Origin of the sequence: Micromonospora sp. CA-263727, from assembly GCF_050942455.1 — a bacterium.
Lineage (GTDB): Bacteria > Actinomycetota > Actinomycetes > Mycobacteriales > Micromonosporaceae > Micromonospora.
Genome location: NZ_CP192031.1, coordinates 4823309 through 4836801, shown reverse-complemented (window position 1 = coordinate 4836801; position 13493 = coordinate 4823309). Strand labels below are relative to the sequence as shown.

The following is a 13493-nucleotide window of genomic DNA, read 5'->3' as shown; positions in this document are numbered from 1 at the left end:
CGGCTCCTGTGGTCGTGGTCAGTCGAGGGTGAGCAGGTCGGCAACCCGGACGGGGGCGCCGGTGTCGAAGGACCGGTTGGCGGCCAGGCCGGTGAGCAGGGCCAGCGCGCCGTCGCGGGCGCTCGCCGCCCGGTGCAGCGGATCGGGTACGCCGCCGAAGAGCACCTGGGTCATCCGGGCGTCCGCGCCGCCGTGGCCGTGCCGGGTGTACCCGTCGACCTCGATCCGCCGTGGCGGGGACCAGAACGGGCGCAGGGTCAGCGTCGCCGCGCCGCCCTCGGTGGCGGCCTGGTCGCCGTGCAGGGCGGCGCCCTTGAGCGCGCCGGCCGCGGCGGGGCTGACGAACTCGCTTTCCGTGACCTCCAGTTCGAGGCGGCCCCGGCTGCCGTTGACCATCACCCGGTAGCCCTCCCACGGCGCGTACGCGGTGAGGTGGTAGGTCATGGTCGCGCCGGTGGAGTAGGTGGCCAGCACCGCCATGTCGTCCTCGATGCTCACCCCGGGGGCGAAGACGTTGCGGTCCCGGTGGTAGCCGTCGGCGGCCTCGGCGTCGAGGTACAGCTCGCGCAGCCGGGGATGCTCGGCCAGGCGCAACGCGAACGGGTCGTCCGCGGCCTCGGGGGAGGCGTGCGCCCGGTCGTAGTCGCGGGCGTAGCCGTGCCGGCGGCCGGGCTCGCCGTAGAAGAACAGCCGGCCGGCCGCGTACACCTGCACCGGTGTGGCGTCCAGCCACCAGTTGACCAGGTCGAAGTGGTGGCTGGCCTTGTGCACCATCAGGCCGCCGGAGCTGGCCTTGTCGCGGTGCCAGCGGCGGAAGTAGTCGGCGCCGTGGCGCACGTCGAGCAGCCACTCGAAGTGCACCGAGCCGATCTCACCGACCGCCCCCTCGGCGAGCAGCCGGCGGACCTGCTCGTGCAACGGGTTGTAGCGGTAGTTGAAGGCCACCGTCACCCGCCGGCCGGTGCGCCGTACCGCGTGGAGGATGCGTTGGCAGCGGGGCGCGTCGGTGGTCATCGGTTTCTCGGTGACCACGTCGCAGCCGGCTTCCAGGGCGGCCACCACGTACCCGTCGTGGGTGACGTCAACCGAGGTCACCAGGACCACGTCGACCCGTTCCTTGGCCAGCATGGCGGTGAAGTCGTCGGCGTGGTACGTCGGCACGGGCGGGTGGCCCAGCTCGCCGAGCCAGCGGTTGTGGGCGTCCATCCGGGCCTGGTTGACGTCGGCGAAGGCGACCAGCTCGGCGGTGTCCGCGTGGTCGCGGACCAGCGCCCGGACGAACATCTCGGCGCGGGCGCCGGTGCCGACCACGGCATGCCGGGCCCGCCGGCCGGGTTGCGGTGACCCGGGTTGCGGAGACACAGACCGATCCTCCTCGATCTTTGTGCAAACCTTTGCAGTGAAGTAACCACGGTCGATCGGTCGAAGTCAACGGACCGCCGGCAACCGGTGGCTTTTGGCCTAGTTGATGAGTATTAGCGCGCATGGCGGAAGTCTCGCCGCAACACAGCTGTAATCATTCGCCGTTGACACTGGAGCAACCGTTTGCATTAATTGGCGGCACCGTGACCGCCGACACATCGACGAAGGGGGCCTGAATGCCAGTCACCATCCGGGACGTCGCGCGGGCCTCCGGAGTGCACATCTCCACCGTCTCCCGCACCTTCTCGGCGCCCCACCTGGTCAACCCGGACACCCGGGTACGGGTGCTGGCCTGCGCCGAGGACCTGGGCTACCGGCCCAACCGGGCCGCCCGCGCACTCATCACCGGCCGTACGCACAACATCGGGCTGATCATCGCGGACATCGCGAACCCGTTCTTCCCGCCGCTGATCAAGGCGGCGGAGAGCCAGGCCCGCCACCGCGACTACCACGTCTTCGTGGCCGACACCAACGAGGACGCCGCCGCGGAGGAGGAACTGGTCCACGCCCTGGCCAAGCAGGTCGACGGCGTGCTGCTGTGCAGCCCGCGGATGAGCAACAGCCTGATCGAGCAGCTCAGCCGGGAGGTCCCGCTGGTGGTGGTCAACCGCCAGTTGGCCGGGCTGCCGTGCGTGCTGATGGATGTCGGGCAGGGGGCGCGGTCGGCCATCGAGCACCTGGCCGGGCTGGGCCACCGGGAGATCGCCCTGCTCGGCGGGCCGCGCGGGTCCTGGACCAGCCGGGAACTGCGGCGGGCCGCCAGCGCCGCGGCGCGGGCCGCCGGGGCCGACCTGACCGTGCTCGGCCCCAACCCGCCCACCGAGACCGGCGGCCTGGCCCAGGCGGAGCAGGTCCGCCGGGCCGGCGTCACCGCCGTGCTCGCCTACAACGACCTGATGGCGATCGGCCTCCTCGAAGGGCTCGACGCACTCGGGGTCCGGGTGCCGCAGGAGATCAGCGTCGTCGGCGTCGACGACATCAGCCTGAGCCGGCTCACCCGCCCCAAGCTGACGACGGTGGCCACACCCACCGCGGCCGCCGGCCGGACGGCCGTCGACATGTTGCTGCAACAGGACACCGAGTACCCGCGCACCGGGCGGGGGAGCGGTGCCGGGGTGGCAGTCGGCGTCCGTCGTACCACCGCACAGGTAATGCTCCAGACCGAGTTGGTCATCCGCGACTCCACCGCGCCGGGACCCTACGCCGGCCGGGACCGTCCCGGAGCCACTGCCGCAGGCCCGGGCCCGCATCGCCGTGCGGACCCGGGCGGCCCGACCGTGGCCGCCGGTGACGTCGTCGCCTCCTAACGCCAAGGAGTGAGCGCACATGCACCCCGCAACGCACCCCACCGACGCGCCCGACGGGCGCACCCACCGTACCCCCCTGCCGCGCCGCCGGTTGCTGCGCGGCCTGCTCGCCGCGGTCGTGGCCCTGCCGCTGCTCGGCGCGGCCGCCGCCTGCGGCGACGACGCGGCCGACGGCAAGACCAAGATCTCCATCTTCTGGTGGGGCGGTGACGCCCGCGCCCAGCTCACCGCGCAGGCGCTGGACCTGTACACCACGAAGAACCCCGACGTCACCTTCGAGACGACCTGGCAGGCCAACCAGGGCTACTTCGACAAGCTGGCCACGCTGACCGCCGGCGGCAACCCGCCGGACATCTTCCAGATCGACGACAACTTCCTCGCCGAGTACGCCGCCCGCAACACCACCCTGGACCTCACGCCGTACCGGGAGTCGGGCAAGCTCGACACCACCAAGTTCCCGCCCAGCCTGCTCCAGTACGGCGTGGTCGACGGCAAGCTCGCCGGCCTGGCCGCCGGGGAGAACACCCAGGGCCTGGTCTACAACAAGACCCTGCTGGCCAACAACGGGCTGCCCGAGCCGACCACCGGGATGAGCTGGGAGGAGCACATCGCCTGGGCCGAGCAGGTGGCCAAGAAGACCAAGATCCCCGGCACCCAGGATCCCAGCGCCGACTACAAGGCGTTCTGGGTCTGGCTGCGCCAGCAGGGCAAGGACCTCTACTCCGGCACCGACCTGGGCTTCACCGTCGAGGACGTGACCCGGTGGTTCGAGCTGTGGAAGGGTGCCCGGGACCGGGGCGCGACGCCGCCCGCGGACATCATCCACGAGGGCAACGCGACCGACATCACCAAGCAGCTCGTGGTGACCGGCAAGGCCGGCACCAGTTGGGTCTGGGTCAACCAGATGCCCGAGCTGAAGAAGAACACCGCCGACGAGCTGGGCGTCATCGCGTACCCCGGTGACCCGAGCGCCCAGTGGGCCCGCGCCTCGATGTACTGGTCGGTCTTCCGGGGCAGCAAGAACGCCGAGATCGCGGTCGACGTGATCAATTTCCTGGCCAACGACCCGGCGGCGGTCAAGCTGCTCGGCACCGACCGGGGCCTGCCGTCCAACATGGACCTGCGCCGGGTGGTCAGCGACGACACCACCGACGAGGCGATGAAGCAGTCCATCGCCGTCGAGACGGAGCTGGCGGAGACGTTCGGCGAGTCGCCCCAGGTGCCGATCAAGGGCCACAGCAAGGTCCGCGCCGAACTGATCAAGGCCGCCGAGAACGCCCAGTACGGCCGGGCCACCCCCGCCGAGGCCGCCGCGCAGTTCATCGAGGCGTGCAAGGCAGCAATCGCCTCCTGACCCGCCGCGATACCCGGAGAGGAGCAGTTCGTGGCCCTGACCACGGTGCCCGACCCGACCCGCCGCGGCACCGGATCCGTCCGGCCCGACGCCACCCGGCGCGGGACCGGACGGATCCGGCACGGGGAAGGTCTGGCCGGCTACGTTTTCCTGTCGCCCTGGCTCATCGGACTGATGGCCATCACGGCGATGCCCATGCTGTTGTCGCTCTACCTCAGCTTCACCAACTACGACATCCTGACCCCCTGGTCGGAGGTGGAGTGGGTCGGGCTGGCCAACTACGAGCGGATGTTCACCAGTGATCCGTCGTGGTGGCACTCGGTACGGGTCACGCTCCGCTTCGCCCTGATCGCCGTACCGCTGAAACTGGCCGCGGCGCTCGGGGTGGCGTTGCTGCTCAACCGGGCCTGGCGCGGCGTCGGGTTGTTCCGTGGCCTGTTCTACCTGCCGTCGTTGCTCGGCGGCAGCGTCGCGCTGGCCATCGTCTGGGTGAACATGTTCAACCGGGACGGGGCGTTCAATTCCTTCCTCGCGCTCTTCGGCATCGAGGGCAAGCCCTGGGTCAACGACCCGGACTGGGCCCTGGAGACCCTGATGGTGCTGGCCATCTGGCAGTTCGGCGCGCCGATGGTGATCTTCCTGGCCGGGCTCAAGCAGGTGCCGACCGAGCTGTACGAGGCCGCCTCGGTGGACGGGGCCGGCAGGTTCCGGCAGTTCGTCAACGTGACCCTGCCGATGCTCTCCCCGGTGATCTTCTTCAACCTGGTGCTGGAGACCATCAACGGCTTCCAGGGCTTCACCGCCGCCTTCGTGCTCAGCAACGGCACCGGCGGGCCGGTCGACTCGACCCTGATGTACACGCTCAACCTCTACATCACCGGCTTCACCGATCTGGAGATGGGTTACGCCTCCGCGATGGCCTGGGTCTTCCTGGTCGCCATCGCGATCATCACGGCGATCTTCTTCAGCACCGGCCGGTTCTGGGTGCACTACTCCGACGGGGAGGACCGCTGATGGTGGCGAGCACCGTGGCCCCACCCGTGACGGCCCGCCCGCCACGCCCGCGCAGCCGCTCCTGGCTGCGGCTGGTCGTGCTGCTGGCCATCGTCGCGGTCGTGCTCTATCCGCTGATCTGGATGGTCGGCACCTCGGTCAAGTCGCAGCAGGAGATCGTCAACAACATCGGGCTGCTGCCGGAGCGCTTCACCCCGGGCAACTACACCCAGGGCTGGACCAACTTCGACGTCAGCTTCGGCCGGTTCTTCCTGAACAGCGCCATGGTCAGCCTGCTGACCGTGGTCGGTAACGCGGTGAGCTGCCTGCTGGCCGCGTACGCCTTCGCCCGGTTGAAGTTCCGGCTGCGCGGGCTGTGGTTCGCCGTCATGATCGGGACCCTGTTGCTGCCGAGTCACGTGCTGATCGTGCCGCAGTACATCCTCTTCCGCAGCCTCGGCCTGGTCGGCGGCGACTGGCCGTACCTGCCGCTGCTGATCCCGCAGTTCCTGGCCACCGAGGCGTTCTTCGTCTTCCTGATGGTGCAGTTCATGCGCGGCATCCCACGCGAGCTGGACGAGGCGGCCCGGATCGACGGGGCCAACGCGTTCGGCATCTTCCGGCACGTCATCCTGCCGCTGAGCCGACCCGCCCTGGTGACCACGGCGATCTTCTCGTTCATCTGGACCTGGAACGAGTTCTTCCGGCAACTGGTCTTCCTGTCCAGCCTGAGCGACTACACCGTGCCGGTGGCGCTGACCCTGTTCATCGACTCGGCCAGCCAGAGCGCGGTCGGCCCGATGTTCGCCATGGCGGCGCTCTCCCTGCTGCCGGTCTTCCTGTTCTTCGTGGCCTTCCAGCGGATGCTCGTCGAGGGGATCAACACCAGTGGAATCAAGGGCTGAGCAGCGCCGCGACCGGCGCGAGCAGGACCGGGAGCGGGGTGAGCCGGGCCGGGACTGGCGGGACACCGTCCGTGACGGCGCCGACCTGGCGCTGCTGGGCATCCTGACCGTGCTCGCCGCGGCGCCGGTGCTGACCGCCGCCGCCGCGGTCGGCGCCGCCAGCGCGGCCGTGCACGACTGGCTCGGCACCGGCAGTTGGCCGACGGCCCGGCGCACGCTGTCCCGGTTCGGCCGCGGCCTGCTGCCCGGCCTGCCGGCGACCCTGCTCGGGCTCGCCGCCGTCGGCCTGCTCGCCGTCGACCTGGCCGCGCTGGCCGGCGGCCGGGTGCCGGGCGGTGCGGTGGCGCTGAGCCTCACCGTCGCCGTGGCGGCGGCCCTGCTCGGCTACGCCGCCGCGGTGGTGGTCGAGGTCGGCCGCACCGGCGGCGCCGGGTGGCGGGCGGCGGCCGTCGCCGCCGTGCGGGCCTGTCTCGACCACCCCGCGCACTGGGCCGCCCTGGCCGGCACCGCCACCGTCGCCGCGCTGCTCGGCGTACTGGTCACGCCGGTCGCGGTGCCGATCCTCGCCGGGTACGCCCTGGCCGCCGTGCACGCCGTGGCCCGCCGCCGGCCGGTCACCCGCGCGGAGCTGTCGTGACCGCCCCCACCGGCGGCGACGCCGCGCCGACCGCCGTGCCCCCGGCAGCGACCCGGACCGGCCGGGCGGCGACCCTGACCGGTGGGGCAGCGACCCGGACCGGCCCGGTGGTGACCCGGGCCCGCCGGGCGGCGACGATCCGCGACTGCTGGTCGGTGGTATCCCGGTGGCCCGGTACGTGCTCGCCCCCGACCTCGACGGCAGGCACGGCCCCCGGCCGTACCTGCACCCGGTGCGGACCCTCGCCGGCACCCCGGTCACCGACGCGCTCCCCGCCGACCACGTCTGGCACCTCGGGGCCTCGCTGGCCGTGCAGGACGTCGACGGCACCAACCTCTGGGGCGGTCGGACGTACGTCCGCGACCTCGGGTACACCTGGCGCGCCGACCACGGCCGGATCGTGCACACCGGGTGGACGCGCCGGGCCGCCGACCGGCTCGACCACCACCTCGAATGGCGCGACCCGACCGGCGCCGTCCTGCTCGCCGAGCAGCGGAGCCTGTCCGCCGTGGCGGTACCGGGGCAGGACAGCGCCTGGCGGCTCGACATCAGCAGCACCCTGACCGCATCGGAGGGACGGGACGTCATGCTGGGCAGCCCGGCGACCAACGGCCGCCCCGGCGGGGCCGGCTACGGCGGGTTCTTCTGGCGGGCCGTGGCGGCCGAGCCGCCGGAGGCGTTCACCGCCGAGCTGGCCGGCGAGGAGGCGGTCAACGGCTGCGCGCAGCCGTGGGTGGCGCTGCGCGGACACGCGCCCGGGGGAGCGGCGTACACCCTGGTCTTCAGCGGTCTCGGCCCGGACGACCGGTGGTTCGTCCGGACCACCATGTACCCGGGGGTCTGCGTGGCCTTCGCCTTCGACCGGCCCGCGACCATCCCCGCCGGCGCCAGCCGGCCCGGCCACTACCGGGTGGTCGTGGCCGACGGCACGCTCGATCGGGCCACCGCCGCCGCCCTCGCGGAGCCCGTCCCGTGAGCCCATCGGCCGAGGTGGTGACCGTCGGCGAGTCGCTCGTGGTGCTCAGCCCCGGCCGGTCGGTGCCGCTGGCGGAGGCCGAACGGCTCGACGTCACGGTCGGCGGGGCGGAGTCCAACGTGGCCGTCGCCCTGGCCGGGCTGGGGCACCGGACCCGCTGGGTGAGCCGGGTCGGCGACGACCCGTTCGGCCGGCTGCTGCTGCGGCGGATCGCCGCCGCCGGGGTGGCGGTCGACCTGGCACAGGTCGACCCGAAGGCCCGCACCGGCGTGTACGCCAAGGACCCCGGCCCGGACGGCACCCGGGTGCACTACTACCGGGCCGGTTCGGCCGCGTCCCGGATGGGCCCGGCGGTGGTCGACGACCCGCGGCTGGCCGGGGTGCGGGTGCTGCACCTGTCCGGGATCACCCCCGCACTGTCCCGGACCTGCCACGCCCTGGTCGAGCATGCCCTGGTCGACCGCCCGGTGCCGGGAGCACTGGTCAGCTTCGACGTGAACTACCGGCCGGCCCTCTGGTCGACCCGCCGGGCCGCCGCCGTGCTGCGCCGGCTCGCCGACCGGGCCGACCTGGTGCTGGTCGGTCAGGACGAGGCGCAGACGCTCTGGGACGCCGCCGACGCGGCGGCGGTGCGCCGGCTGCTGCCCGGCCCACGATGGGTCGTGGTCAAGGACGGCGCGGTGGCGGCCAGCGCGCTGCCACGCGGCGGGCCGGCGGTCGTCGTACCGGCGTTACGGGTGCCCGTGGTGGAGCCGGTCGGTGCCGGCGACGCCTTCGCCGCCGGTTTCCTCTCCGGCCTGCTGCGCGGACTCGACCCGCTCGCCGGGCTGCGCCTGGGCCATTTGCTCGCGGCGCGGACCCTGGCCGTCGCCGCGGACACCGCGCCGCCGGCCGACCGGGCCCGCCTCGACGCCCTCGCCGCGGTGTCGGAGGCACAGTGGACCCGGCTCGCCCCGGCCGTCGCCGGACAAGCCGCGGGACAAGCGGCCGGACAAGCCGCCGGACGCGCCGCGGGACACGCCGCCACCGAGCAGGTCGTCGTCGAACCGGGAGCAGCTTCGTGAGCATGCCCGACCTGGCCGCGGTGTTCGGCGCCGCGCGGGTGATGGTGATCCTGCGGGACCTGCCGGTGACGGAGACGGTGCGGCTCGCCCAGCAGGCGTGGAAGCTGGGCATCGACATCGTCGAGGTGCCGGTGCGTACCCCGGAGTCGGTCGACGCGCTGCGCGCCACGGCGCAGGCCGCCCGGGAGCGCGGCCGGATCGTCGGCGCCGGCACCGTGTGCACCGTCGAGCAGGTGCGCCAGGCCGCCGAAGCGGGCGCCGCGTTCACCGTCGCGCCCGGCCTGGACCTGGCGGTCGCCGACGCCGCCGCCGCGCACGGACTGCCGCACCTGCCCGGCGTGTACACCCCCACCGAGGCGCAGCGCGCCCGCGACCACGGTCTGCGCTGGCTCAAGGCGTTCCCCGCCAGCAGCCTCGGCCCGCAGTGGTTCAAGGCGATGGCCGGCCCCTTCCCGGAGCTGCGCTTCGTCGCCACCGGCGGCGTCGACGCGCACAACGCCGGTGGGTTCCTCGCCGCCGGGGTGCGGGTGGTGGCGGTCGGGTCGGCGCTGAGCGACCCGGCGCAGCTGGAACTCCTCGCCGAGTTGGCCGGCTGACCGGGCGGTCCTGGTCGGTCCGGGTGGTCCGGTCGGGACGCCACCGGCCCGGGGAGCGTCGACAGCCGCCCGCGGGTCGCGCTCCGGGGCGATCGGGCCGCCGCCGGTCAGCCGGCGCCGAGGCAGACGAAGGCCGCCGCGGTCGCCCGGGCGGTGCTGTCGCCGGACGCGCCGAAGGCCCGCTGGGCGTGGGCGAGGGCCTGCGCCGGTCGGGCTCCGGCCCGCATCCGCTGGTGCAGGTCCAGCACGAGGGCGGTGGTGGGCTCGGCCGGCACCGGCAGTACGGTGGCGATCAGGCACTTGGCGCCCAGGGCCAGCAGCACCGCGGTGAAGCCCATCACCTCGTCGCCGGGGCGGACGCCGGTCAGCCCCGACTCGCAGGCGGAGAGCACCACGCAGCCGGGTGGGCGCGCGATGCGTTCCCACTCGTACGCGAAGAGCGGCCCGTCGGCGAGTTCCAGGGTGGAGAACTGCGGATTGTCGGCGCGGAACGTGCCGTGGGCCGCGATGTGCACCAGTCCGGCGCCGTCCAGCGCCGCGGTCAGCGCGTCGGCGGTGGCGTCCGCCCCGGTGAACAGCCGGGCCCCGGGCAGGACCCGGGTGAGCCGGTGGACCTCGGCCTGCCCGGCCGGCAGGCGTGGACCGCTGGCCAGCACGGGTGGGCCGACCGGTGCCTCCCGCTGATCCGCCCCGAGCCAGACGGTGGCCGACGGGGCGACCGTGATGGCGCGACCGGCGCAGGTCGGCAGCCCGGCCCAGCCCACGTCGTGCAACGCGCCGACCGGGACGATCACCAGCGGCCGGCCGGCCAGGTGTCGCCGCAGCGGGTCGAAGAGTTGACTGTCGAGCGCCGCCGCGGCGTGCTCGACGCCGGCCCGCGCGGCGGCCGAGTCGCCGGTGGTGATCAGCCGGCGCAGCCCGAACCGGTGCCACCGGACCAGCCTCGCCGCCTCGGCGAGCGGACCGAGGTCGTGCAGGCCGGCCCGGCCGTCGCGGACCAGCACCGCCCGGAGCCGGTCGCCGTGAGCCACCAGTTCGACCAGCACCCGGGAGCCGAGCCGATCGGCCAGGGTGCCCACGCCGGGCGGCGCGGTCAGATCGGTTCCGCCGGGCGCCCGTCGGGCCAGATCCCGGATCCGCTGTTCGAGGCGGGCCTGCCGGCCACGCAGGGCGCGCACCGGCCGGCCGGCCAGCACCGCGTCTTCCAGCAGGCTGCTGACCAGCCGCAACTCGGCGAGAGCCGCGACCAGATCAGGGTCGTCGGGCGGCAGCGCCGGGCGTCGGCGCAGCGCGTTGGCGCGCCACCGTTCCGCCCAGGTGAGAACCCGGGCCGGCGCGCCGGCCCGGACCGCGATGTCCAGCCCCTCGGCCGCCAGCGCCTGCCCGTACGCCCCGCTGTGCGCGCGCAGCTCGGTGGCGCCGAGCGAGGTGCGGTGCCGGTCGAGCACGACCAACCCGCGGTGCAGGGCACGGGCGGCACCGGGTTCGTCACCCCGGAGCCGGCGCGCCAGCGCCAGGGCGTACCAACCCTGGGCACGCCGGGGGCGGTGCCCCGGCGACGGGCCCGGGCGGCCGTCTCGAAGAGGGCCACCGCGCGGTCGCCGCGGCCCACCGCCTTCGCCAGCAGGCCGGCCTCGATGCGGGTGGTCAGCGCGGGATCCGGCCACCCGGTGGCGGCGAGCTGATCGGCGGTACGCACCATCGCCGCGAGCAGGGCCGGCGAGCGGGCGCCCCGGCGGAACTCGGCGCGTAGCTCGACGTGCCGGGCGAAGGCGGCCCAGGTGCGGCGGCCCTGACGCCGGAACCGGGTTCGGGCCGCCGCCGCGGACCCGGTCGCGGTGTCCAGGTCACCGGCGAGCAACGCGGCCCGGGCCCGGGCCAGCAGCGCCTCGGCGAGGTCCGAGGCCATCCCCTGCCGGCGGAGTTCCCCGATCGCCACGGTGGCGACCTCCACCGCCTCGTCGACCAGCGGCACCGAGAGCAGCACCTCGAAACGGTCCAGCAGCAGCGCCGGCCGGGGTACCGCGAGCCGCTGGTACTCCTCGCCGACCGCGGCGAAGCAGCGCAGCGCCGCCGCGATGTCGCCGCGCCGGCCGGCCGCGATCCCGCCGTTCCAGCGGGCGTCGGCCGCCGCGAGATCCAGGCCGAGCCCCTGGAAGGCGGCCGCCGCCCGGGAGAGATCGTCGGCGCCGGCGGCGGTGCCCCGGTGGCTGTTGAGCAGGCCACGGTTGTTGCGGGCGCGCGCCTCCAGCAGGGGGTCGCCCTCGCGTTGGGCGATGTCGATGGCGAGGCCGTAGTCGCGGACCGCCTCGTCGTAGCGTCCGCGGAAGTGCAGCACCACACCCCGCTGCATCCGGGCGCGCCCGGCGTCCGCCCCGGTCAGCTGGGGCAGCGCGGCGGTGACCGCCCGCAGCGCCGCCGCGGTACGGCCGGCGTTGGCCAGCACGTAGCCGAGGCTCATCCGGGCCAGCGCCCGGGTCCGGGCGGTGCCGGCGGTCCGTACCGCCCGACGCAGGTGGCGCAGCGCGCCGGGTAGATCGTTGAGTTCGCGCAGGGCCAGGCCGATGGCCCGCTCGGCGGTGGACCGGTCGTCGTGGTCGACGGGTCGGTCGGCGAGCAACCGCTGGGCCATCGCGATCGCCTCGCGCGGGCAGCGCTGGACGGTGTCGAGCGCCGCCTGGGCGACCCCGGCACCGGCACCGGCCCCGGTGCTGTCGGGCATGCACAGAGCGTTCACCATCCATGGCAGGGCGTCAATGTGCGTCGATGGCCCGGCTCGGACGCCGGGTCGGTTCCATCATTCGGCTCATTGACACTTGACGATTGATTGGAAGAATCGGTGAGGTCCGGGGACTTCGCCGCGCCGGCCACCGGCGAACGTGCCGCTTCCCGGGCCATCTGGAGGACCCGTGCTTCCCGACCACACCACCACCCCACCAGGCCGCAGCGGCCGGCTGTCCCGTCGACGGTTCCTGACGGCCTCCGTCCTGACCGCGGCGGCGACGCCCCTCGGCGTCGGCCCGCGCCCCGCCGCGGCGCTCGGCGACGCCGCCGACGACGACCGGGCGTACCAACTCGCCTTCGAGGAGGCGCTGAACGCCGATCGCAACGTCCGCCGGCACACCGCCGCCGGACGGGAGCTGCTCTACCGGCCCCGGCAGATGCTCGCCGCCAACGCCGACGCCCAACGGGTCGCCACCCGGCTGCGGGAGACCGGTCAACCGGTGACGATCGCCGCCGGCTTCGCCGGCGTCACCCGGCTGCTCTTCGCCGAGGAGACCGACATCCCGGCGACCGTGACGAGGCTGCGTGACCCCCGCCAGTGGCCCGGCCAGCCGCCGCCCCGGGTGCAACCGCATCACGTGCTGCTCGGCCTGGGCAACATCATGGGCAACCCGGGCGGACCACCCCGGGCGGCCACCGCGCTGGCCCCGCCCGATCCGGCCCGGCTCGCCGACGGCGCGGGCGTGACGGTCGGCATCTGCGACACCGGCATCTGGCGGCAGGCCGCCAGCTACCATCCGGCGTGGCTCGGCGGCGCGTACCTGCCGGAGCCCGACGACGAGGATCCGCTCTACGTGCACACCGACGTGCTGGCCCCGCAGGGTGGCCACGGCACCTTCGTCGCCGGCGTGGTCCGTCAGGCCGCGCCGGGCGTACGCGTCGACCCCGAGCAGGCGCTGGACGCCACCGGAATCGGCGACGAGGCGATGCTGGTGGCCGCCCTGAGCCGGCTCGTGCCGGAGGTGGCCGTGGTGAACCTCTCCCTGGGCGGCTTCACCCTCGACGACCAGCCCTCCCTGCCGCTGGCCAACGCGCTGGCCGGGCTGCCGCCGACCACGGCCGTGGTGGCCGCGGCCGGCAACGCCGGCACCAGCCGGCCGGTCTGGCCCGCCGCCCTCGACCGGGTGCTGGCCGTCGCGGCGGTCACCGCGGGCAACTCCGGCACGGTGGTGCCGGCCACCTACAGCGGCTACGGGCCGTGGGTCGACGCCTGCGCCCTCGGCCGGCACGACAGCACGTATGTCCAGGGCCGGCTGCCGCTGCCCGGCCGGCCGACCCGGCTGTTCCACGGCTTCGCCACCTGGGCCGGCACCTCGTTTGCCGCGGCGTACGTCTCCGGCCGGCTCGCCGCCCTGATGACCGCCGGTGGCCTGAGCGCCGACGCGGCCCGGCTGGCGCTGCTCGCGACGCCGCGCTGGCATCCCGACTACGGAGTGCTGGTCGGATGAGAGCCGG

The 13493-nt window shown here is 74.2% G+C and carries 12 protein-coding genes; 9 read left to right on the top strand and 3 right to left on the bottom strand.

Annotated features, from left to right (window positions below; genetic code table 11):
- Positions 1–18: 18 nt before the first annotated feature.
- Entirely contained in the window at positions 19–1362 is a 1344-nt protein-coding gene (locus ACQPYA_RS21120) for a Gfo/Idh/MocA family protein (protein ID WP_433528824.1), read from the bottom strand.
- Between the two features lie 236 nt (positions 1363–1598).
- Here ACQPYA_RS21120 and ACQPYA_RS21115 point away from each other — a divergent pair, with 236 nt between their 5' ends.
- From ACQPYA_RS21115 to ACQPYA_RS21080, 8 genes are all read left to right on the top strand, one after another.
- Positions 1599–2729 (top strand): LacI family DNA-binding transcriptional regulator, encoded by a 1131-nt coding sequence (locus ACQPYA_RS21115; protein WP_433528823.1) that lies wholly within the window; start codon positions 1599–1601, stop codon positions 2727–2729.
- A 19-nt stretch (positions 2730–2748) separates the two neighbouring features.
- Entirely contained in the window at positions 2749–4083 is a 1335-nt protein-coding gene (locus tag ACQPYA_RS21110) for an ABC transporter substrate-binding protein (protein WP_433528822.1), read from the top strand.
- Positions 4084–4113: 30 nt separating this feature from the next.
- On the top strand, positions 4114–5097 hold the full coding sequence (locus tag ACQPYA_RS21105; protein WP_433528821.1) for a carbohydrate ABC transporter permease: 984 nt from the start codon (positions 4114–4116) through the stop codon (positions 5095–5097).
- On the top strand, positions 5097–5981 hold the full coding sequence (locus ACQPYA_RS21100; RefSeq protein WP_433528820.1) for a carbohydrate ABC transporter permease: 885 nt from the start codon (positions 5097–5099) through the stop codon (positions 5979–5981). The genes ACQPYA_RS21105 and ACQPYA_RS21100 overlap by 1 nt, the downstream gene beginning before the upstream one ends.
- Positions 5965–6618 (top strand): hypothetical protein, encoded by a 654-nt coding sequence (locus ACQPYA_RS21095; RefSeq protein WP_433528819.1) that lies wholly within the window; start codon positions 5965–5967, stop codon positions 6616–6618. The genes ACQPYA_RS21100 and ACQPYA_RS21095 overlap by 17 nt, the downstream gene beginning before the upstream one ends.
- Positions 6619–6784: 166 nt before the next feature.
- The gene (locus tag ACQPYA_RS21090) at positions 6785–7594 is read left to right on the top strand and encodes a PmoA family protein (protein WP_433528818.1); all 810 of its coding nucleotides are present in this window, start codon (positions 6785–6787) and stop codon (positions 7592–7594) included.
- On the top strand, positions 7591–8658 hold the full coding sequence (locus ACQPYA_RS21085; RefSeq protein WP_433528817.1) for a sugar kinase: 1068 nt from the start codon (positions 7591–7593) through the stop codon (positions 8656–8658). Before ACQPYA_RS21090 ends, ACQPYA_RS21085 begins: the two co-directional genes overlap by 4 nt.
- Before the next feature lie 2 nt (positions 8659–8660).
- A complete protein-coding gene (locus tag ACQPYA_RS21080; protein WP_433533555.1) occupies positions 8661–9254 on the top strand; it encodes a bifunctional 4-hydroxy-2-oxoglutarate aldolase/2-dehydro-3-deoxy-phosphogluconate aldolase in 594 nt (197 codons plus the stop codon).
- A 107-nt stretch (positions 9255–9361) separates the two neighbouring features.
- On the opposite strand, the gene ACQPYA_RS21075 is transcribed toward ACQPYA_RS21080, so the two are convergent.
- Both ACQPYA_RS21075 and ACQPYA_RS21070 read right to left on the bottom strand, forming a co-directional pair.
- Positions 9362–10258: a CHAT domain-containing protein gene (locus ACQPYA_RS21075; RefSeq protein WP_433533554.1), complete on the bottom strand. Its 897-nt coding sequence runs from the start codon at positions 10256–10258 to the stop codon at positions 9362–9364.
- An 89-nt stretch (positions 10259–10347) separates the two neighbouring features.
- On the bottom strand, positions 10348–11976 hold the full coding sequence (locus tag ACQPYA_RS21070; protein ID WP_433528816.1) for a tetratricopeptide repeat protein: 1629 nt from the start codon (positions 11974–11976) through the stop codon (positions 10348–10350).
- A gap of 187 nt (positions 11977–12163) precedes the next feature.
- Between ACQPYA_RS21070 and ACQPYA_RS21065 the strand changes: the two genes are divergently transcribed.
- Positions 12164–13486: a S8 family peptidase gene (locus ACQPYA_RS21065; protein ID WP_433528815.1), complete on the top strand. Its 1323-nt coding sequence runs from the start codon at positions 12164–12166 to the stop codon at positions 13484–13486.
- Positions 13487–13493 lie beyond the last annotated feature (7 nt).

Excerpts from the sequence above, each read along its gene's own strand:
- ACQPYA_RS21115 (WP_433528823.1), top strand. The coding sequence starts at position 1,599 with ATGCCAGTCACCATCCGGGACGTCGCGCGGGCCTCCGGAGTGCACATC.
- ACQPYA_RS21080 (WP_433533555.1), top strand. The coding sequence starts at position 8,661 with ATGCCCGACCTGGCCGCGGTGTTCGGCGCCGCGCGGGTGATGGTGATC.
- ACQPYA_RS21110 (WP_433528822.1), top strand. The coding sequence starts at position 2,749 with ATGCACCCCGCAACGCACCCCACCGACGCGCCCGACGGGCGCACCCAC.
- ACQPYA_RS21100 (WP_433528820.1), top strand. The coding sequence starts at position 5,097 with ATGGTGGCGAGCACCGTGGCCCCACCCGTGACGGCCCGCCCGCCACGC.
- ACQPYA_RS21070 (WP_433528816.1), bottom strand. The coding sequence starts at position 11,976 with ATGCCCGACAGCACCGGGGCCGGTGCCGGTGCCGGGGTCGCCCAGGCG.